The organism is Streptomyces sp. NPDC005496, from assembly GCF_042872045.1.
Taxonomy (GTDB): domain Bacteria; phylum Actinomycetota; class Actinomycetes; order Streptomycetales; family Streptomycetaceae; genus Streptomyces.
On record NZ_JBIAJQ010000003.1, the window covers coordinates 427177 to 446625 of the forward strand.

A 19449-nucleotide genomic window follows, 5' to 3' on the forward strand; every position below is an offset into this window, starting at 1 on the left:
ACTCCAAGCGGTGACGGGGACGGAAGGGACTGCTCAAGGATAACGGGAATCCCACGCCCCCCTGTCACACCCGCAACGCCCGAGCACCCCCTACGCAGGCACCCTCCCGGCACCCCTCACCCAGAGCCCCGACCGCCGTCACGCGCCACCGCCTGAACCGAACACACCGCCCCTCACACGCCATCGCGCGGACCGTGCCTCACACCTCAAGGCTCAAGAATCCGAGGTGACAGCGCCCCGCACGGCAGCAGGTCCACCTCGGCGCCCGCGTCGCGCAGATCCGTGAGTACGAGTTCGTCGTACATGAGCAGGCCCGACTGCTCCGGCCACACGACGGCCCACAGCCACAGTCCGAGCGCCTCGCCCGCGAACACGGCGCGGTCGTCCGGGGAGCCGGAGACGAGCCAGAGCGGGGTGGGCCGGCCGGCCGCGAGGACCTTGGCCTGGGGCGGCTTCTCGACGTTCATGTACGGGCCGGGATCGGGGCCGTCGACGCCCGCGTACCGGGCGCCGAGGCCGACGCCGAGCTCCTCGGCGACCAGCACCAGCTCCCCTATGCCGCCCAGCGGGCCCGGCCCCGAACAGGCGACGACGGTCGCGCGGCCGCCGTTGCGGTCGTCACCCGCGCAGCCCACGCCCGTGAACAGCCAGCCGACGGGCAGGGGCCACGGCATCCACACCGGGACCTGCGCGCGGTGCACCACGACGCTGAGAGCCTCGACGCTGGGCGGGATCACGGGCTGCAGTGGATGCACCGTCCCGTGGACATCGCACTGCCAGGAGTCGGAGAAGAGTCCGGGAGCCCTGACCCGGCCACCACACTTCGGGCAACTGGGTTCGCCCCTCATAGGCCCCAACGGTCCTCCCCGTCCTTCGCCGCGTCAAGGACGATCACCCGTCCGGCGTGTGCCCGTCACCCCGGGACAACTAGATGGTACTTGCATTAATTAGCTGAGCTAACTTATTGTGTGTATACATCAACGATCTCCCTGCGAGCCTCGGAGGAGCAGGCATGAACAGCAGCACAGGAGGACCCGCCGAAGCGGACCCGTTCGACTCCGGGGCCGGCGGGATCCTGCGCCAGCCGAAGGCGGTCTGGGCGACCGCGGGCGCGTCCGTCGTCGCCTTCATGGGCATCGGGCTGGTCGACCCGATCCTGCCCTCCATCGCCAAGGGCCTCGACGCCACGGCCGGGCAGGTGTCGCTGCTCTTCACCTCGTACTTCCTGATCACGGCCGTCGCCATGCTGGTGACGGGCTTCGTCTCCAGCCGGATCGGCGGCCGTAAGACACTGCTCGCCGGGCTCGCCCTGGTCGTGGTCTTCGCCGGGCTCGCGGGCACCTCCGGCTCGGTGGGCGAACTGGTCGGCTTCCGCGCGGGGTGGGGCCTCGGCAACGCCCTCTTCGTCTCGACGGCCCTCGCGGTCATCGTCGGCGCGGCGGCGGGCGGCAGCGCCGCGGCGATCCTCCTGTACGAGTCCGCCCTCGGCCTCGGCATGGCGTGCGGGCCCCTGCTCGGCGCGCTGCTCGGCGACGCGAGCTGGCGCTACCCGTTCTTCGGCACCGCGTTCCTGATGGCGATCGGCTTCCTGTGCATCACCGTGTTCCTGAAGGAACAGCCGAGGCCCGCGCGCAAGACCTCGCTGCTGGACCCGATCAGGGCGCTGGGCCACGGCGGACTGGCCTCGGTCGCCGCCTCCGCGTTCTTCTACAACTACACGTTCTTCACGGTGCTGGCCTTCACGCCGTTCGTGCTGGACATGAGCCCCTACAGGTCCGGTGCCGTCTTCTTCTGCTGGGGCCTGCTGCTCGCCGTCTTCTCGGTGATCGTCGCGCCGCGCCTCCAGGCCCGGTTCGGCTCGCTGAAGGTGCTCGGCGGCTCCCTCGTGCTGCTCGCCGCCGACGTCCTGGTGCTGGGCTACGGCGACCACGCCACGGCCGTCGTCTGCACGGTCCTGTCCGGCGCCTTCATCGGCGTGAACAACACGGTCTACACGGAGCTGGCGCTGGGCGTCTCGGACGCGCCGCGCCCGGTGGCGAGCGCCGGATACAACTTCGTGCGCTGGTTCGCGGCCGCTGCGGCGCCCTACTTCGCGCCGAGGATCGAGGAGTGGACCGACGTCCACATCCCGTTCGTGGTCGCGGCGGTCACCGCGGTGCTCGGCGCGGTGGTGGTCCTCGTACGGCGCGGCGCGCTCACCCACGAGGCCGAGGAACTGGAGCCGCGCCACGCCACCGAGGACGGCGTCTCGGTCTTCGCCGACCGGGCGACGGCCGGGAACTGACGCGGCCTCAGCCGGTCGGCTCAGTCCAGGGCCACGGACCTGCGCAGCGGATCGCGCAGGTCCGTCCCGCCGTTCAGCCAGCGCTCCTGGAGGGCGCCCGCGCCGTGCACGCGCTTCCAGGCGGCCTCGTTCGGGGTCATCGGCAGCAGCGGCAGGAACCGTACGGGGTCGGCCGGCGCGTCCAGGTCCAGGTCCTCCACCAGACCGCCCGGCTCGGCCACCAGGACGGACGTGAACGGCGCCCCGGGCCACAGCGGTTCCCCCACGTCGAGCGAGGCGCCCGGGGCCACGACCAGGCCCTCCACCTGCGGGGACGCGGCGAGCACGGCGAGGGGGCGGAGCACCTTGTCGGTGTCGGCCTCCCCGGCGCGCACCGACAGGACCAGCTCGGCGCGCGGGCCCTTGACCGGGTCGGCGAGGGCCGCGGTGGGGTCGGTCATCGGCTGCGCCGACATGCCGAGCGTCGCGTAGCGGACGACGTCGCCCTCTGTGAAGCGCAGCACTTCGATGCGGTCGGTGCCGAGGAAGGTGACCGCGGCGCGGGCGTCCGGCTCGCCGAACGCGGAGCGCAACCGGGCCTCGACCAGGGGGAGAACATCTGCCATACGCCGAGCATAGGCGGCGCTTTCACGGCCGGGGCACCCCGGACCACGCGGTCAACAACGGGCAAAGCGGGGCCTTGACGCTTCGGTGCGCTGATAGTCTTGGCCGCTGGTCGGGGCAGCACGCAGAAGCGTCGCTCTCGAGCCTCGACGCATGAGACTCCCCTACGGGGGATGGATCGTCCCTCACGGGGGACCGGCCGGAGGAGGTGGGGCTGCAATGGACCGAAGTCGACCGTGCAGTACCACCCGCTCTTCCGGCCGCTGACGTAGCTCTGGCTCTGCCTGCTGCCGCCTCTCGCGCTCGCATCTTTGTCTGTCCGGTGCACCGACGGAAGAGCACTTCGTTCCGCCTGATCCATCCGACTGATCCGTCTGATCTGAATCAGTAGCGAAGCTGCCACCGCGACGGTGCGGTGCTCCCCGCTTTGTGGACGTGCCAAACATCCCTGCCGCACACGGCCGGGAGATCCCTGGTCAGGACGTCCCCATTCCGGGCAGTTCCACCCGTCGCCGGCGGCCTCCGTTGTTAAGGAGCCTGCCATGTCGATGATCCGTGACCTCCGTGCGGCGGTCCGTCCGCGGCCCTCCCTGCGCAAGGACGGTGGCTCGTACGACGCCACCCGCGACCCCGCCACCCCCTCCGCCGTGGTCGACTGCGCGGTCTACCTCGACGGCGCCCGCGTCGAGGCCTCCGAGCAGCTGACACCGCACGAGGCGATGCGCCAGGTGCGCCGCGACGGCGGCTTCGTCTGGATCGGTCTGCACGAGCCCACCGAGGCCGAATTCGCCGGTATCGCCAGCGAGTTCGGGCTGCACCCGCTGGCCGTCGAGGACGCGGTGCAGGCCCACCAGCGCCCCAAGCTGGAGCGCTACGACGACACCCTCTTCACCGTCTTCAAGACCATCCACTACGTCGAGCACACCCAACTCACCGCCACCAGCGAGGTGGTGGAGACCGGCGAGGTGATGTGCTTCACCGGACGGGACTTCTTCATCACCGTCCGGCACGGCGGGCAGGGCTCGTTGCGGGCGCTGCGCCACCGGCTGCAGGACGACCCGGAGCTGCTGGCCAAGGGGCCCTCGGCGGTGCTGCACGCGATCGCGGACCACGTCGTCGACGGCTACATCGCGGTCGCCGACGCCGTGCAGGACGACATCGACGAGGTCGAGACCGAGGTGTTCTCGCCGGGCCGCAAGGGCACGCCGCGCGGTACGGACGCCGGGCAGATCTACCAACTCAAGCGTGAGGTACTGGAGTTCAAGCGGGCGGTGTCCCCGCTGCTGCGTCCCATGCAGCTGCTGAGCGAGCGGCCGATGCGGCTCATCGACCCCGACATCCAGAAGTACTTCCGCGACGTCGCCGACCACCTGGCCCGGGTGCAGGAGCAGGTCGTCGGCTTCGACGAGCTGCTCAACTCGATCCTCCAGGCGAACCTCGCGCAGGCCTCCGTCGCGCAGAACGAGGACATGCGCAAGATCACGTCCTGGGCGGCCATCATCGCCGTACCCACGATGGTGTGCGGGGTGTACGGGATGAACTTCGAGCACATGCCGGAGCTGCACTGGCGGTTCGGCTACCCCGTGGTGATGGGCATCACCGTGGTCATCTGCCTGGGCATCCACCGCACGCTGAAGCGCAACGGCTGGCTCTGAACGGGCCGGCCGGCCGCGTGGCGCCGCTGGATAGTCTTGCCCCCATGACGGAGAAGCTGCTCGACCAGGCCCTCGTCGAGGAGGCCACCAAGAAGTCCGGGCTGATCTGGGTGACGGGCGGCGCCGCGCCGGCGCCGGAGCACCGGGAGGGTCCCGCGGCGCCCTCGCGGCCGCTGTGGCACGTCTGGCACGAGGGTGCCGCGTGCCTGGTCGGCGACGGACCCGGCGAGCAGCCGCTGCCGGCCCTGGCCGACGGGGGCGACGCGGTGGTCACCGTACGCAGCAAGGACAAGGGCGGGCGGCTGGTGTCCTGGGCCGCGAAGGTCGTGGAACTGACGCCCCGCTCCCCGGAGTGGGAGGCGGCCGTCGCCGACCTCAAGGGCAAGCGGCTGAACGCGCCCGACGGGGAGGCCGTGCCCGAGCGCTGGGCGGCCACGTGCCGGGTGCTGCGGCTGGAGCCGAGGGGCACCACCGGCGCCCTTCCGGACGGCTCCCTCGCGGCGCCGCCCGTCCCGACCCCGGCGACCACCCGCAGAGCGGCCCCCGCCGGTCTGCCGCGCCTCCTCTTCAAGAAGCGCAAGCGCTCCTAGAACGGCCGCAGCCGGCTACGAGGCGGGGAGCTGCTGCCCGTAGTCGACCGTCTCCTTCTTCGACGGCTCCTCCAGGGCGAAGTCCTTGCCCCAGTCGGTGAGCCGCAGGGTGCCGGCGTCCCCGGCGCGGACCAGGAGCAGCGGGTACGGCTTCCCCTCCAGGGAGACGTCGAGGCTGCCGCCCGAGCCCTTGTCCGCGGTGATCCGGACGGTGCGCGTGCCGTTCACCTCGTGGCGTCCGTCCGTCGCGAGCGCGCCGTGCAGCGTGAGCAGCCCGTCGAGGAGGACGTCCTTGTCGGTGAAACCGCTGAAGCGCTTGTAGGCGGGGTCCCCGGTCGGGACCTTCACGTACATGCCCTCCAGCTTGTCGGCGGCCTCGGCGTCCGAACTGGCGTCGTCGGCCGAGCCGTCCTGGTGGCTCCAGAACTCCGCGTCGGCCTTCAGGAACAGGTGCTCCCCCACCCGCAGCAGCCGGAACGTCGCGCCCTTGGAGGTGACCGACCCGGTGCCGCCGTCGCCCTTGAGGCGCATGTCGAGCCGGTAGGTGCGCCCGTTGGTCACCACGGTCCCCGAGAGCCGCACCGCCTCGGCCGCGTCCGCCGACGTGCGCGCTCTGCTCTGGATCTTGGCCGCGGGCAGCTTGCCCACCCCGTTCGTGCCCGCGTCGGGGTCCTCACTGCTGCACCCCGTCAGCCCCGTCCCCGTCACGACCAGTGCGCAGACCGCGCTCAGCAGTACTGCGCTGCGGGTGCGGCCCTGGGGAATTGCAGTCACAGGTGGGGCTGCCTCTCGTGCGGGGGTCCTCAACGGCGTACGGCAGCGTACCGGGGTCGGGCGAGCCCTTCGGAGGCAGTCCGTCCGCACCGCTCACCAGGGCGTATCCGACCGGGACGGGCTAGCCTGAAGCCCATCCGAGCGGACATCGCGACACATAGCGTCCAGTACGGGAAGGAGGTCCGGGCATGGCGGCAGGCGCCCCCAGGATCTTCGTCTCGCACCTCTCCGGCACCGCCGTCTTCGACCCGAACGGCGATCAGGTGGGCCGCGTGCGCGACCTGGTCGCCATGCTGCGCGTCGGACGGCGCCCGCCCCGGCTGCTCGGCCTGGTGGTCGAGCTGTCCACGCGCCGCCGCATCTTCCTGCCCATGACGCGGGTCACCGGCATCGAGTCCGGCCAGGTCATCACCACCGGTGTGCTCAACGTGCGCCGCTTCGAGCAGCGGCCGACCGAACGGCTCGTGTTCGGGGAGCTGCTCGACCGGCGGGTCACGCTCGCCGAGAGCGGCGAGGAGGTGACCGTCCTGGACGTGTCGGTCCAGCAGCTGCCCGCGCGCCGGGACTGGGAGATCGACCGGGTCTTCGTGCGCAAGGGCAAGAGCGGGACCTTCCGGCGGGCCAGGGGCGAGACGCTGACCGTCGAGTGGTCCGCCGTCACCGGCTTCTCCCTGGAGGAGCACGGACAGGGCGCCGAGAGCCTCCTCGCCACCTTCGAGCAGCTGCGCCCGGCCGACCTCGCGAACGTCCTGCACCACCTGTCGCCGAAACGGCGCGCCGAGGTGGCCGCGGCCCTGGACGACGACCGCCTCGCCGACGTCCTCGAAGAGCTCCCGGAGGACGACCAGATCGAGATCCTCGGCAAGCTCAAGGAGGAGCGCGCCGCCGACGTCCTGGAAGCCATGGACCCTGACGACGCGGCCGACCTGCTGGGCGAGCTGCCCGAGGCGGACAAGGAGCGGCTGCTCGCGCTGATGCGCCCGGACGAGGCGGCGGACGTGCGGCGGCTGATGGCGTACGAGGACCGCACCGCGGGCGGTCTGATGACCACCGAGCCGATCGTGCTGCGCCCGGACGCGACCGTCGCCGACGCCCTCGCCCGGGTCCGCAACGCCGACCTCTCCCCCGCGCTCGCCGCACAGGTGTACGTGTGCCGCCCGCCGGACGAGACGCCGACCGGGAAGTACCTCGGCACGGTGCACTTCCAGCGGCTGCTGCGCGACCCGCCCTACACCCTGGTCGGCTCGCTCGTCGACGACGACCTCCAGCCGCTGGCGCCGGGCGCGGACCTGCCCGTGGTGGCCGGCTTCTTCGCGACGTACGACATGGTCGCGGCGCCCGTGGTCGACGAGAGCGGCTCGCTGCTCGGCGCGGTGACCGTGGACGACGTACTGGACCACATGCTGCCCGACGACTGGCGCGAGACGGAGTTCCACCTCGACGAGACGCCGGCCGCCGAGGGCACGGGGGCCGCTCATGGCTCCTGACCGCGAGCGGACGCCCGCCGGGACGGCCGCGGCACCACCCCGGCCGCGCACCCGGCTCGACCAGCCGCTGCCGCGGCGGCGCAGGCTGCTGCCCGAGTGGGACCCGGAGGCGTTCGGGCGGCTCTCGGAGCGGATCGCGCGGTTCCTTGGCACCGGGCGGTTCATCGTCTGGATGACCGCGGTCGTCGTGGTGTGGGTGGTGTGGAACATCGCCGCGCCCCGCGACCTGCGCTTCGACCAGTACCCGTTCATCTTCCTGACCCTGATGCTCTCGCTCCAGGCGTCCTACGCGGCCCCCCTGATCCTGCTCGCGCAGAACCGCCAGGACGACCGCGACCGGGTCAATCTGGAGCAGGACCGCAAGCAGAACGAACGATCGATCGCGGACACCGAGTACCTGACCCGGGAGATCGCCGCGCTGCGCGTCGGCCTCGGCGAGGTGGCCACCCGCGACTGGATCCGCTCCGAACTGGAGGATCTGGTCAAGGAGCTGGAGGAGCGGCACGGGGACGGAAGGGTGGTGTTCCCGGCGGAGCACGTGCGGGGACGTGACGTAGACGACCGGTGAGAGGGCTTTCCGGCCCCCCGGTCCGGCGCCGTACCATCATGCGTATGGCTACGGAAGACGCGGTGCGCGAAGCGCTGGCGACGGTGAACGACCCCGAGATCCAGCGACCCATCACCGAACTGGGGATGGTCAAGTCCGTGGAGATCGGTGCGGACGGAGCGGTCGCGGTCGCGGTGTACCTGACCGTCTCCGGCTGCCCGATGCGCGACACCATCACGAAGAACGTGACCGAGGCGGTCTCGGCGGTCGAAGGCGTCACCCGCGTCGACGTCACGCTGGACGTCATGAGCGACGAGCAGCGCCGTGAGCTGGCGGGCGCGCTGCGCGGCGGCCAGGCCGAGCGCGAGGTCCCCTTCGCCAAGCCCGGCTCGCTGACCCGGGTGTACGCGGTCGCCTCCGGCAAGGGCGGCGTCGGCAAGTCCTCGGTGACGGTGAACCTGGCGGCGGCCATGGCGGCCGACGGGCTGAAGGTGGGCGTCGTCGACGCCGACATCTACGGCCACTCGGTGCCCCGCATGCTGGGTGTCGACGGCCGTCCGACCCAGGTCGAGAACATGATCATGCCGCCCTCCGCGCACGGCGTGAAGGTCATCTCGATCGGCATGTTCACCCCGGGCAACGCGCCAGTCGTCTGGCGCGGCCCGATGCTCCACCGCGCCCTCCAGCAGTTCCTGGCGGACGTGTACTGGGGCGACCTGGACGTCCTGCTCCTCGACCTGCCCCCGGGCACCGGCGACATCGCGATCTCGGTCGCGCAGCTGGTCCCGAACGCGGAGATCCTCGTCGTCACGACCCCGCAGCAGGCCGCGGCCGAGGTCGCCGAGCGGGCCGGCTCCATCGCCGTGCAGACCCACCAGAAGATCGTCGGCGTCGTCGAGAACATGTCGGGGCTGCCCTGCCCGCACTGCGGCGAGATGGTCGACGTGTTCGGCACCGGCGGCGGCCAGACCGTCGCCGACGGCCTCACCCGTACGACGGGCGCGACCGTGCCGGTCCTCGGCTCCATCCCGATCGACGTCCGGCTGCGCGAGGGCGGCGACGAGGGCAAGCCGGTGGTGCTCTCCGACCCGGACTCCGCGGCGGGCGCCGCCCTGCGGGCCATCGCGGGCAAGCTGGGCGGCCGTCAGCGCGGCCTGTCGGGCATGTCGCTGGGCATCACCCCGCGCAACAAGTTCTAGCTCCGTACGGGGCCTCCCGCCCCGCAGGGGAGCGAGCACGCACCACGAAGGGGGCGCCGTCGTCGGACGGCGCCCCCTTCGGTGTCCCCGACGGCGTGCCTAGGCGTACGCCGCGATGTCCTTGATCATCGAGAAGCCGAGCCCGTACGCGCTCATCCCCCGCCCGTACGCGCCCACGTGGACGCCCTCCTGGGTGGAACCGGCGAGGACCCAGCCGAACTCCGACTCCCGGTAGTGGAAGGGCGTGGGGACGCCGTCCACGGGCAGCGACAGCGTGGACCAGTCGGAGCCGGTCAGGTCGTCGGCGAGGACCCAGGCGGTCTCGGTCTGCTGGTCCAGCCAGTCGTCGCGCAGCGTGTGGTCCATCTGCCCGGGCCAGGTCAGCGACAGCAGGCCGACCCCGGCGAGCCAGGCCGCGGAGGACACCGAGGTGGCCTCCAGCATTCCCGTGCCGTCGGCGCTACGCCGTACGGGGTTGGCGGCGACGGTCACGACCACCGCGAACCGTTCCTTGTCCTCGGTGGACTCGCTGCGCACCGTGGGCTCGTCGCCGTGCCCGATCGACCCGTGCTCGACGGAACCGTCCGCCGAGGTGCCGACCTGCATCAGCCAGCGCGGACCCGTGAAGGCCTCGTCGAGGCCGTACCACGGGAAGGGCGCGAGCAGGTAGCCGTCGACCGTGCGCCGGGCGGAGGGGACCTGTTGTCCGCCCTCCGCGGCCGGCGCCTGCGCGCCTACCCGACTTGTCGTCTCCATCTCCCGGACGCCTCCTCGCTCTTGTTGGACCCGAGCGGCCCGCCCCCCGCGGGCGTCCTCGCTCACACCTGGTCCGCACAACAACTGGGCAGCATAGCCACACCGTTGCGGGCAGCCGGGAAGCCGCCCGGCGCGTGGACCGCGTGCGCGGCGGGTTCAGGCCGTGAACGAGGGCGTACGTGTATGACTCATATCACGTACGCCGAGGGCCTGCGGCCCGGACGCGCGACCGGGGGACCCCGTCCGGGGCGCCGGAGTACGGCTCAGGTGGCGTCGGCGTCGAAGGGCGGGCGCTCGTCGGCGTCGAGCTTCTCGCGCTTCTTCGTCATGTCGACGGAACCGCCGGTGCTGCCGTTCGCGGTGACGGCGGGCACGTCCGGAGACTCGCTCTCGCGGCCGTGGACGGCGTCCGTGACCTCGGCCATCTCCTTCTTCAGGTCGAAGCCGTTGCGGATCTCCTTGAGCCCCAGGTCGTCGTTGTCCAGCTGCTTGCGCAGGAACGTCTTGGGGTTGAGGTCCTCGAACTCGAAGTCCTTGAACTCGGGGCCGAGCTCCTCGCGGATGTCCTGCTTCGCGCTCTCCGAGAACTCACGGATCTTGCGGATGGTGCGCGTGACGTCCTGGATCATCTTCGGGAGCTTTTCCGGGCCGAAGACGAGCACGGCGAGGACGACGAGCGTCACCAGCTCGAGCGGTCCTATGTCATTGAACACCTGAAGCTCCTTGCGATGTCCTCGGCCCTCGGCAGGTCTTCCGTGGTCCGGGCCGGATCCACGGTACCCGGCCATCGTGTCCGTCCGGTACTGTCCCGGGCCCTCCGGCTTCGTGTACACGGCGGGTTCGCCGGGATGTCCGCCGTCGGTCGCCGTACCGGGCGGGCCGCGGCCCGCCCGTGCGCGGTCGCCGTCAGTCGCCGTCGGCCGAGCCGAGGACCAGGGTGAGCGGCTTCTCGGTGCCGTCGCGCTCCAGCATCAGTTCCAGACGGTCGCCGGGACGATGGGCGCGGATCCTGACGATGAGCTCCTCGCCGGAGTGGACGGGCCTGCCGTCGACCTCGGTGATGACGTCGCCCGCCCGGATGCCGGCCCGGTCGCCGGGGCCGCCGGGGGTGACCGGGGCCCCGCCGCCGTCGGCCTTGGTGCCGACGCGGGCGCCGTCGCCGCCGTAGTCCATGTCGAGGGTGACGCCGATGACCGGGTGCGTCGCCCTGCCCGTGTTGATCAGTTCCTCGGCGACGCGCTTGCCCTGGTTGACGGGGATCGCGAAGCCGAGCCCGATGGAACCGGACTGGCCGCCCTCCAGGTCGGAGCTGCTGTCGGCGGACCGGATGGCGCTGTTGATGCCGATGACCCGGCCCTTGGAGTCGAGGAGGGGACCACCGGAGTTGCCGGGGTTGATGGGGGCATCGGTCTGCAGGGCGTCCACGTACGAGACGTCGCTGCTGCCGCCCTTCTCACCGCCCGCGGTGATGGGCCGCTCCTTGGCGCTGATGATCCCGGAGGTCACGGTGTTGGGGAGGTCGAAGGGCGCTCCGATGGCGACGACGGCGTCGCCGACCTGCACGTTGTCGGAGTTGCCCAGCGGCAGCGGCTTGAGCCCGCTGACCGAGCTGACCTTGACGACGGCGAGGTCGTAGCCGCTGTCCCGTCCGACCACCTCGGCGGTGGCGCTCTCGCCCCCGCTGAACGTCACGGTTATCTCCCCGCCCTTTCCGGCGGGCTCGACCACGTGGTTGTTGGTGAGGATGTGGCCCGCGCCGTCCAGCACGAAGCCGGTGCCGGTGCCCTGGTCCTCCGAGCCGCGCACGTGCAGCGTGACGACGCCGGGCAGCGCGCCGGCCGCGATCCCGGCCACGGTGCCGGGCGCCCGGTCGTTCGGCTCCTTGCCGGCCTGCGGCAGCTCGACGTCCACCATCCCGCCATTGCGTTCCAGGTAGGCACCCACGAGGCCGCCGACGCCGCCGGACAGCAGCGCGATGAGGAGGGCGCCGCCGATCAGGATCCGCTTCGCCTTCCTGCGGCGCTGGGTCCGCGACGGGACGGCCGCCCCGTTCAGCTGGAGCGGCCCGGACGCGGCCCAGGGATCGTAGTTCCGCCAGGGCGCGGGCCCTTCGGCTCCCGCCCCGGCACCCCCGTCGGCCATCGGTACGTGCGGCGCGGCCCCACCCGTCCCGACGGCCGGCAGTGGCGCGGGTGCCACACCGGTCCCCTGCGGGACGCCCTGGACGGGGGCGGGTACGGGTGCGGCGACGCCCGGATCGGTTCCGTGCGGCACGGCGGGATGCGGCACGCCCTGGGCGACCGGCGGGGGCGCGATCTGGGATGCGGCGGGGTGCGGCGCCTGGGTGACCGGCAGGGGCGCGGAGGAGGCTCCCGGCGGTACGGCGGGCGGGGTCGCGGCGGCTCGCGGGTGCTGGACCGGCGGGGCGGGCGCCCAGGGGCCGGGCTCGCCGTACGGAGGGGTGCTGTAGGGGTCGGGAGCGTGCAGCGGCCGGGGACGCTCGGCGGGGGCGCCTACGGGGGCCACGGCGGCGTCGGCGGGCGGTGCGGGGTGGGGCACGTCGGCCGAGACGGGAGGAGAGACGGGGTCCGGCACCGGCGCGGACGCGGCCTCGGGCACCTGCACGGACGTCCCTGGGTCCGCCCCGGGCCGCGCCAGTTCGAAATCGCCGTCGGCACGGGCATCCGCCGCGGCGGGACGGCTCAGCTCGAAGTCGGCACCGGAGTCGTCACCGGACGCCGGGACGCCACCGCCCGATCCGGAGTCGCTGTCGGCAGCGGACGCCGGGAGGGGGCGGCTCAGCTCGAAGTCGTCGCCGGGGTCGGCGTCGGCGTCGGCGTCGGACGCCCGGACGGGACCGCCCGACTCGGTCTCGCTGTCGGCACCGGCACCGGCACCGGTCGCCGGGACGGGACGGCTCAGCTCGAAGTCGTCGCCGGAGTCGGGGTCGGCGTCGGACGCCGGGGCAGGACCGCTCGACTCCAAGTCGGAGCCAGCGTCGAGGTCGGCACCGGCTTCGGTCGCTCTCGGCAGGGGCCGCTCCAGTTCGAAGTCGCCGTCGTGGGCGGTCGCCGTCGCGAGGCCGGTTTCCGGGGTCCCCTCCGGGTCGGAGGGCACCGGCGTGCCCGGGTCGCTCTCCGCACCGTCCGGCCGGGGCCTGCTCCACCACTTCGTCCTCGCGGGCTTCCCCTGGTCCATGCTCTCCCCACACCCGGCCCGCGGCACGACGGCACCGGCGGTCACCGCAGATTGTCGACTCCGCGCCCGGATCCCTCCCACGGCGCGGCCCACCCTGGATTCAACCAGGTTCACGGACCGCCGCGCAGAGATCGGCAGGTCCCGGTGCCTGCCCGGCCGGTCGCGAGTTTCCCGGAGGCCGGTCCGGCCGTCCCCGCGCGTCAGGCTCGCGGCGGCCCGGGAGCAGGGCACGGGACCTCGTACGGGACCGCACCCGGTCCGCGCGGTGCCGGGAGGAGTAGAAGCACGCGCGCGGGGCAGGCGTGAGCGGGCGGACGAGGTCTAGGGAGTGCGCGAAGAGGACGGAGAGGGCGTGGGGGACGCGGTCTGCGGCGGCGCGGTCAGCAGGCCCGGTCTCACGACGTCCCAGTCCGCCGACCAGATGGCCGGCTCGACGGTCTGGGCCGTGGCGAGCGGACGTATCAGCGGGGACATGGCGGCCGCGCCGGCCACGATGGGCGTGGTCAGCGTGTGGATGGCCTCCTGTCCCGCGGACGGAGTGGGGACTCCGGGCAGCAGGGGCGCGGACAGCGAGGTCGGTATGACAGGGCCGTCACCCGGCGTCCGCTGCCCTTGGGCGAGCACCGGGCCGAGAGTCCGCCGGCGCTGGGAGTCGGGGGTCGTCGCACCGCCGGTGCCCTGGCTGCGCAGCGGTGTCACGTTGCTCCCCGAGCCGGAACCGCCTCGCGCGTCCGCGGTGTCGCCGGGCACGCCCGTGGACACCCCGCCGAGGGCGACGGCGGCCAGTGACACCGCGCCCGCCGCGGCGAACGCGAACCGCAGTCCGCGCGAGGCCGAGCGGTCGGTCTCGTGCCGGCCGACGTCGTGGATGCGGAAGCCGCGTCCGGACGAGGGGGGCAGCACGTCGGCATGCGGCCGGGCGGGCACGTAGCCGAAGGACTCACCCGTCACTCCGAAGACCCCGGCGACGCCTGAGTGCCGGTCGGAGCCGGGAAGTCTTCCGAAGAACGCGCCGCCGCCGGGCGGGCCGCCGTCGCCGGAGTCGCCTCCGCCGGGGAGCCCCTGAAGACGGGCCAGGAAACTCTCGGAGGGGGGCGGGGGTGCGACTTCCGCGAACACGTTCTTGAGGCGGCGCTGGGCGTCCGCCTCGGCCTTGCACTTCGCGCAGGTGGCGAGATGGGCCAGGACGCGCTCGCGCGAGTCGTGGCCGAGCTCTCCGTCCACCAGGGCGGAGAGGCGGTCTCCCAGGTGCTGGTCTGCCACGCGCCGTTCGGCGGGGTCGGGCCGGATTCCACTCACGCGGTCGCGCCCCCTCCTCCCAGCGCGGGGACTCCCGTGACTGCGAAGCCGCGGCGCTCGGCGCGGGCTTCCGGAGAGCGGTGTGCGAGGGCCTTGCGCAGCTGGGAGCGGCCGCGGTGGATGCGGCTGCGGACCGTACCGAGCTTGACGCCCAGGGTCGCGGCGATCTCCTCGTAGGAGAGGCCCTCGATGTCGCACAGGACGACGGCGGCGCGGAACTCCGGCGCGAGGGTGTCCAGCGCCTGCTGGACGTCGGCGTCGAAGTGCGCGTCGTTGAAGACCTGTTGGGGCGAGGGCTCGCGGCTGGGGAGGCGCTCGGCCGCGTCGTCGCCGAGGGCGTCGAAGCGGATGCGCTGCTTGCGGCGCACCATGTCCAGGAAGAGGTTCGTGGTGATGCGGTGCAGCCAGCCCTCGAAGGTGCCGGGCGTGTACGTCGACAGCGAGCGGAAGACGCGGACGAAGACCTCCTGCGTGAGGTCCTCGGCGTCGTGCTGATTGCCGGTCAGGCGGTAGGCGAGCCGGTAGACCCGGCCGCTGTGCGTGCTGACGATCTCCTCCCAGGTGGGCGGAGTCCACGCCTGCGGGTCCGCGTCGGAGGCGAAAGTCGCGGTCTGCGCGGACTCAGCGGTGTGGGAACGGTCAGCGGTGTCAATCACGGATTTCGGCTCACCCGCCGACCTGAGAAAGCGCCGCAGCACTCCTCCCCGATCCACAGGCGCTGCCGCACCTCCCCTGTCGGCTCTGGTGGTATCCAGCGGAGCCCCTACCATAGCCACCTCGCCCGTTAGCTCCGGATAAGCGGTTTTACGAGAATTTGATGCGGCCTTCTGCGGCTGCGTCAGCACTTGCTCGGTGTCCCGATCCATCAGCGTCCCCCCACTGCCTTCCCCACTCTCCTAAACGCCTGGTCCCATCTGCGGGTTCCCGACGGCAACGGATACAGTCACGGCCAGGCAACTACGGGGACAGGAGAGGGTCATTACCGGCAACCGGCAGACGAGCTGGGCGTTCGCCGACGCCTTTGTCGCCGAGGAAGAGGCGCTGCGCTGGGCCCGGGACCGGGCCCGGGAAGCAGGGCTGCGCTCGGTGTCGCCCGGCACGGGTGCCGCGCTGCGGTTGCTCGCCGCCACCGTGGACGCGAAAGCGGTGGCGGAGATCGGTACCGGGACCGGGGTCTCCGGTATTCATCTCCTGCACGGCATGCGGCCGGACGGGGTACTGACCACCGTGGATCCGGAGCCGGAGCGCCAGCAGTTCGCCCGTCAGGCCTTCCGGGCCGCCGGTTTCGCCAGCAACCGCGCCCGCTTCATCCCGGGCCGCGCCCTGGAGGTCCTGCCCCGGCTCGCGGACAGCGGCTACGACCTCGTCTTCTGCGACGGTGACCGTCTGGAGTGCCTGGACTACCTCGCTGAATCGTTGCGCCTGTTGCGGCCGGGCGGGCTCGTGGTCTTCGAGGGCGTCTTCGCGGACGGCCGCACGGTGGACTCGGGACCGCAGCCCGCGGAGGTCGGGCGGCTGCGGGAACTGCTGCGCGCGGTGCGCGAGAGCCAGGAGCTGGTGCCCTCGCTGCTCCCCGTGGGCGACGGGCTGCTCTGCGCCGTCAAGCGCTGACATCGCACCCCGCCGCAAGGCGCTGACCAGGCCGAACGTCACATCCGGAGCCTCGGGGAGGCGGCGCGGCACCCCTCGAAACACAGAGTCCCGGCACCGCGTACGATGCCGGGACAGCTGTAAAGATAGGGTCGCGTTCCGCGTCAGCCGACGACCTTCTTGAGGGCGTCGCCAAGCGCGTCGGCCTCGTCAGGGGTCAGCTCGACGACGAGCCGACCGCCGCCTTCGAGCGGAACGCGCATGACGATGCCCCGCCCCTCCTTGGTCACCTCGAGCGGGCCATCGCCCGTCCGCGGCTTCATGGCCGCCATGCTCGTTCCCCTTCCTGAAACCAGCTCATCGTCGCCGACGGCCCCTTAGGAGGGCACGCACGTCCCCTCATAGGACACACGTCACCGGCATCGAACACATTGCTTCCAGGCCATTATCCCGCATCTCAGGACCCGATGACCAACATCAGTCGGCATCGCTTGCGCAACGCGCTTGAGCAAAACCACTCAATTCGGCGGTGTGACTGCGATACTGCGCCGCCGCACGGACTTTCCCGCCGCGGAATTCTTTGACGCAGGTCACATGTCGGGCTCGCGCCACCGTCGGCGATCTCCGCCATGCTGTCCTCGGAAGCAGTGCGTACCGGCCGGTACGACGGAGCCGCGACACCGGAGGGGACCCCACCATGGCCGACACCGTGCTCTACGAGGTGAGCGACGGACTCGCGACGATCACGCTGAACCGCCCCGAGGCGATGAACGCGATGAACAACGAGGCCAAGGTCGCCCTCCGGGACGCCGCGCAGGCCGCCGCCGGGGACGACGCCGTGCGGGCCGTGCTGCTGACCGCGGCCGGGGACCGGGCGTTCTGCGTCGGCCAGGACCTGAAGGAGCACGTGGGCGGGCTGCTCACGGCGCGGGAGTCGGGCGCCGGCGACGGCGTCATGAGCACGGTGCGTGAGCACTACAACCCGATCCTGCGGGCGCTGACCGGTGCGGCGAAGCCGGTGGTGGCGGCGGTGAACGGCGTCGCGGCCGGAGCCGGCTTCGGTTTCGCGCTCGCCGCGGACTACCGGATCGTCGCGGACACGGCGACCTTCAACACCTCCTTCGCCGGTGTCGCGCTGACCGCCGACTCGGGCATCTCGTGGACCCTGCCGCGGGTCGTGGGCCCCAGCCGGGCCGCCGACCTGCTTCTCTTCCCGCGCAGCATCTCCGCGCAGGAGGCCTACGACCTGGGCATCGCCAACCGAATCGTGCCCTCCGCCGAGCTGGCCGCCGAGGGCGCCAAGCTGGCCCGGACCCTCGCCGAGGGCCCGACGCTCGCGTACGCCGCCCTCAAGGAGTCCCTCGCCTACGCCCTCTCCCACTCCCTGGACGAGTCCCTGGAGAAGGAGGACGAGCTGCAGTCCCGGGCGGGCGCGTCCGAGGACCACACGATCGCCGTGCAGGCGTTCCTCGCCAAGGAGACGCCGAAGTACCTGGGCCGCTAGGCCGTGCTCCCGGGGCGGCTCAGCGGCCCCGGGACGCGCAGTCGGCGAGGTGGTCGTCGACCAGGCCGCACGCCTGCATCAGGGCGTACGCCGTCGTCGGCCCCACGAAGCGGATGCCCCTCTTCTTGAGCGCCTTGGACAGCGCGGTCGACTCGGGGGTGACGGCGGGGACGTCCGCGAGGGTGCGCGGAGCCGGGCGGGACGCCGGGTCGGGGGCGAAGGACCAGATCAGTTCGTCCAGCTCGCCCGGCGCCCAGTCGGCGAGCACGCGCGCGTTGGCGAGCGTCGCCTCGATCTTGGCGCGGTTGCGGATGATGCCGGGGTCGGCGAGGAGCCGCTCGGCGTCCTCGCCGGTGAAGGCCGCCACCTCGGCGATCTCGAAACCGGCGAAGGCGGCGCGGAAGCCGGGGCGCCGCCGCAGGATGGTGATCCAGGACAGGCCCGACTGGAAGGCCTCCAGGCACAGCCGCTCGTACAGGGCGTCGTCGCCGTGCACCGGGCGGCCCCACTCCTCGTCGTGGTAGGCCACGTACTCCTCGGTCGACAGCGCCCAGGGGCAGCGCAGCGTCCCGTCGGCGCCGGGTAGGGCGGCGCTCAACGGTCGTCCTCGGAGGGCTTGCGCAGCGACGTGGCGGCGGACGCGCGGGCGCCGGCGAGGGCGGCCTCAAGGTCCGCGATCCGGGCGTCCCGCTCGGCGATCTCGGCGCCGAGGCGGCCGAGGGCGTCGTCGACGTCGGCCATGCGGTAGCCGCGGACGGCGACCGGGAAGCGCAGCAGGTCCACGTCGGCGCGGTTCACCGGGCGGTGCGGCGGGAGGGGGTCCTCCAGCCGCTCGGGCGCGGGGTCGGTCAGGGGGCCGCTCTCGCCGCCGCCCACCACGGCCAGGGTGACCGCGGCGACCACGACGGCGAGCGCGACGACCAGGAACAAGAACATGAACATCGCTGAGGTCCCCACGCTCTGGTGCCGACGCGGGGCGCGCCGACGTGGAAAGTATCGGAAGTGTCAGGGTCCGATCGTGCCATGCGACTCTGACAGCTAGGGTCGCAGGCGGTCGAACTGCGGGAACCACGAGGACACGAGGAGAGGTCACAGGGGATGCTCAGGCTGGGCAGGCGTGAATTCGACACGCACGAGCCGGTGATCATGGCGATCGTGAACCGCACCCCGGACTCCTTCTACGACCAGGGGGCCACGTTCCTCGACGAGCCGGCGCTCGCCCGCGTCGAGCAGGCGGTGGCCGAGGGCGCGGCCGTCGTGGACATCGGCGGGGTCAAGGCCGGACCGGGCGAGGAGGTCACGGCCGAGGAGGAGGCCCGCCGCACGGTCGGTTTCGTCGCCGAGGTGCGGCGCCGGTTCCCGGACGTGGTGATCAGCGTCGACACCTGGCGGCACGAGGTCGGGGAGGCGGTCTGCGAGGCGGGCGCCGATCTGCTCAACGACGCCTGGGGCGGCGTCGATCCGCGGCTGGCGGAGGTGGCCGCGCGGTACGGGGCGGGGCTCGTGTGCACGCACGCGGGTGGTTCCGAGCCGCGGACGCGTCCGCACCGGATCACGTACGGCGACGTCATGGACGACATCCTGCGGGTGACCGTCGGGCTGGCCGAGCGGGCGGTGGCGCTGGGGGTGCCGCGGGAGTCGGTGCTGATCGACCCGGGGCACGACTTCGGGAAGAACACCCGGCACAGTCTGGAGGCGACCCGGCGGCTGGGCGAGATGGTGGACACAGGCTGGCCCGTGCTCGTCTCCCTGTCCAACAAGGACTTCGTCGGGGAGACCCTCGACAGGCCGGTCAAGGAACGGCTGGTCGGGACGCTGGCCACGACCGCGGTGTCGGCGTGGCTGGGGGCGCAGGTGTACCGCGTCCACGAGGTCGCGGAGACCCGGCAGGTGCTCGACATGGTGGCGTCCATCGCCGGCCACCGGCCGCCGGCCGTGGCCCGCCGGGGACTGGCGTAGCGCG

At 72.4% G+C, this 19449-nt stretch carries 20 protein-coding genes; 9 read left to right on the plus strand and 11 right to left on the minus strand.

Features of this window, described 5'->3' with window-relative positions:
- Positions 1-206: 206 nt before the first annotated feature.
- Positions 207-848 carry a DUF6758 family protein gene (locus tag ACFYQQ_RS10600; protein WP_356171864.1) on the minus strand — a complete coding sequence of 214 codons (642 nt, stop codon included), beginning with the start codon at positions 846-848 and terminating at the stop codon, positions 207-209.
- A gap of 164 nt (positions 849-1012) precedes the next feature.
- On the opposite strand from ACFYQQ_RS10600, the gene ACFYQQ_RS10605 reads away from it, so the two are divergent.
- Positions 1013-2284 carry an MFS transporter gene (locus ACFYQQ_RS10605; protein WP_355791583.1) on the plus strand — a complete coding sequence of 424 codons (1272 nt, stop codon included), beginning with the start codon at positions 1013-1015 and terminating at the stop codon, positions 2282-2284.
- Positions 2285-2304: 20 nt separating this feature from the next.
- Here ACFYQQ_RS10605 and ACFYQQ_RS10610 read toward each other — a convergent pair whose 3' ends face one another.
- Positions 2305-2889 (minus strand): suppressor of fused domain protein, encoded by a 585-nt coding sequence (locus ACFYQQ_RS10610; protein WP_355791585.1) that lies wholly within the window; start codon positions 2887-2889, stop codon positions 2305-2307.
- Positions 2890-3429: 540 nt separating this feature from the next.
- Between ACFYQQ_RS10610 and ACFYQQ_RS10615 the strand changes: the two genes are divergently transcribed.
- Both ACFYQQ_RS10615 and ACFYQQ_RS10620 read left to right on the plus strand, forming a co-directional pair.
- The gene (locus ACFYQQ_RS10615) at positions 3430-4542 is read left to right on the plus strand and encodes a magnesium and cobalt transport protein CorA (protein WP_355791588.1); all 1113 of its coding nucleotides are present in this window, start codon (positions 3430-3432) and stop codon (positions 4540-4542) included.
- Positions 4543-4586: 44 nt separating this feature from the next.
- Entirely contained in the window at positions 4587-5132 is a 546-nt protein-coding gene (locus ACFYQQ_RS10620) for a hypothetical protein (RefSeq protein ID WP_356171860.1), read from the plus strand.
- Between the two features lie 15 nt (positions 5133-5147).
- Here the strand turns inward: ACFYQQ_RS10620 and ACFYQQ_RS10625 are convergent, their stop codons facing one another.
- Positions 5148-5906: a hypothetical protein gene (locus ACFYQQ_RS10625; protein ID WP_355791701.1), complete on the minus strand. Its 759-nt coding sequence runs from the start codon at positions 5904-5906 to the stop codon at positions 5148-5150.
- Positions 5907-6094: 188 nt separating this feature from the next.
- Here ACFYQQ_RS10625 and ACFYQQ_RS10630 point away from each other — a divergent pair, with 188 nt between their 5' ends.
- From ACFYQQ_RS10630 to ACFYQQ_RS10640, 3 genes are read left to right on the plus strand one after another with little or no spacing between them, the layout of a single operon-like run.
- On the plus strand, positions 6095-7393 hold the full coding sequence (locus tag ACFYQQ_RS10630) for a magnesium transporter MgtE N-terminal domain-containing protein (protein WP_355791704.1): 1299 nt from the start codon (positions 6095-6097) through the stop codon (positions 7391-7393).
- Complete coding sequence (locus tag ACFYQQ_RS10635; protein WP_355791707.1) at positions 7383-7961, plus strand: DUF1003 domain-containing protein; 579 nt, start codon at positions 7383-7385, stop codon at positions 7959-7961. The genes ACFYQQ_RS10630 and ACFYQQ_RS10635 overlap by 11 nt, the downstream gene beginning before the upstream one ends.
- 44 nt (positions 7962-8005) lie before the next feature.
- A complete protein-coding gene (locus ACFYQQ_RS10640; RefSeq protein ID WP_356171853.1) occupies positions 8006-9139 on the plus strand; it encodes an Mrp/NBP35 family ATP-binding protein in 1134 nt (377 codons plus the stop codon).
- 99 nt (positions 9140-9238) lie between these two features.
- Here the strand turns inward: ACFYQQ_RS10640 and ACFYQQ_RS10645 are convergent, their stop codons facing one another.
- The 5 genes from ACFYQQ_RS10645 to sigE form a co-directional block, all read right to left on the minus strand.
- Entirely contained in the window at positions 9239-9895 is a 657-nt protein-coding gene (locus ACFYQQ_RS10645) for a hypothetical protein (protein ID WP_355794436.1), read from the minus strand.
- Between the two features lie 263 nt (positions 9896-10158).
- Positions 10159-10608, minus strand: coding sequence for a sec-independent translocase (locus ACFYQQ_RS10650; protein ID WP_355794435.1), 450 nt, complete (start codon positions 10606-10608; stop codon positions 10159-10161).
- Between the two features lie 193 nt (positions 10609-10801).
- Complete coding sequence (locus ACFYQQ_RS10655; RefSeq protein ID WP_388904207.1) at positions 10802-13093, minus strand: trypsin-like peptidase domain-containing protein; 2292 nt, start codon at positions 13091-13093, stop codon at positions 10802-10804.
- Between the two features lie 321 nt (positions 13094-13414).
- The gene (locus tag ACFYQQ_RS10660) at positions 13415-14392 is read right to left on the minus strand and encodes an anti-sigma factor (RefSeq protein WP_355783593.1); all 978 of its coding nucleotides are present in this window, start codon (positions 14390-14392) and stop codon (positions 13415-13417) included.
- Complete coding sequence (sigE, locus tag ACFYQQ_RS10665; protein WP_355783608.1) at positions 14389-15090, minus strand: RNA polymerase sigma factor SigE; 702 nt, start codon at positions 15088-15090, stop codon at positions 14389-14391. The genes ACFYQQ_RS10660 and sigE overlap by 4 nt, the downstream gene beginning before the upstream one ends.
- Positions 15091-15304: 214 nt before the next feature.
- Here sigE and ACFYQQ_RS10670 point away from each other — a divergent pair, with 214 nt between their 5' ends.
- Positions 15305-16003, plus strand: a complete 699-nt coding sequence (locus ACFYQQ_RS10670; RefSeq protein WP_355783612.1) for an O-methyltransferase — start codon at positions 15305-15307, stop codon at positions 16001-16003.
- Positions 16004-16146: 143 nt separating this feature from the next.
- On the opposite strand, the gene ACFYQQ_RS10675 is transcribed toward ACFYQQ_RS10670, so the two are convergent.
- Positions 16147-16314: a DUF3117 domain-containing protein gene (locus ACFYQQ_RS10675; protein ID WP_003966491.1), complete on the minus strand. Its 168-nt coding sequence runs from the start codon at positions 16312-16314 to the stop codon at positions 16147-16149.
- A gap of 365 nt (positions 16315-16679) precedes the next feature.
- On the opposite strand from ACFYQQ_RS10675, the gene ACFYQQ_RS10680 reads away from it, so the two are divergent.
- Positions 16680-17486 (plus strand): enoyl-CoA hydratase-related protein, encoded by an 807-nt coding sequence (locus ACFYQQ_RS10680; protein ID WP_355783596.1) that lies wholly within the window; start codon positions 16680-16682, stop codon positions 17484-17486.
- A 19-nt stretch (positions 17487-17505) separates the two neighbouring features.
- Here ACFYQQ_RS10680 and ACFYQQ_RS10685 read toward each other — a convergent pair whose 3' ends face one another.
- Both ACFYQQ_RS10685 and ACFYQQ_RS10690 read right to left on the minus strand, forming a co-directional pair.
- Positions 17506-18084, minus strand: a complete 579-nt coding sequence (locus ACFYQQ_RS10685; protein WP_356171843.1) for a DNA-3-methyladenine glycosylase I — start codon at positions 18082-18084, stop codon at positions 17506-17508.
- Positions 18081-18428 (minus strand): DivIVA domain-containing protein, encoded by a 348-nt coding sequence (locus ACFYQQ_RS10690; RefSeq protein WP_356171840.1) that lies wholly within the window; start codon positions 18426-18428, stop codon positions 18081-18083. Before ACFYQQ_RS10690 ends, ACFYQQ_RS10685 begins: the two co-directional genes overlap by 4 nt.
- A 156-nt stretch (positions 18429-18584) precedes the next feature.
- On the opposite strand from ACFYQQ_RS10690, the gene folP reads away from it, so the two are divergent.
- Positions 18585-19445, plus strand: a complete 861-nt coding sequence (folP, locus tag ACFYQQ_RS10695; protein ID WP_356171837.1) for a dihydropteroate synthase — start codon at positions 18585-18587, stop codon at positions 19443-19445.
- Positions 19446-19449: the final 4 nt, after the last annotated feature.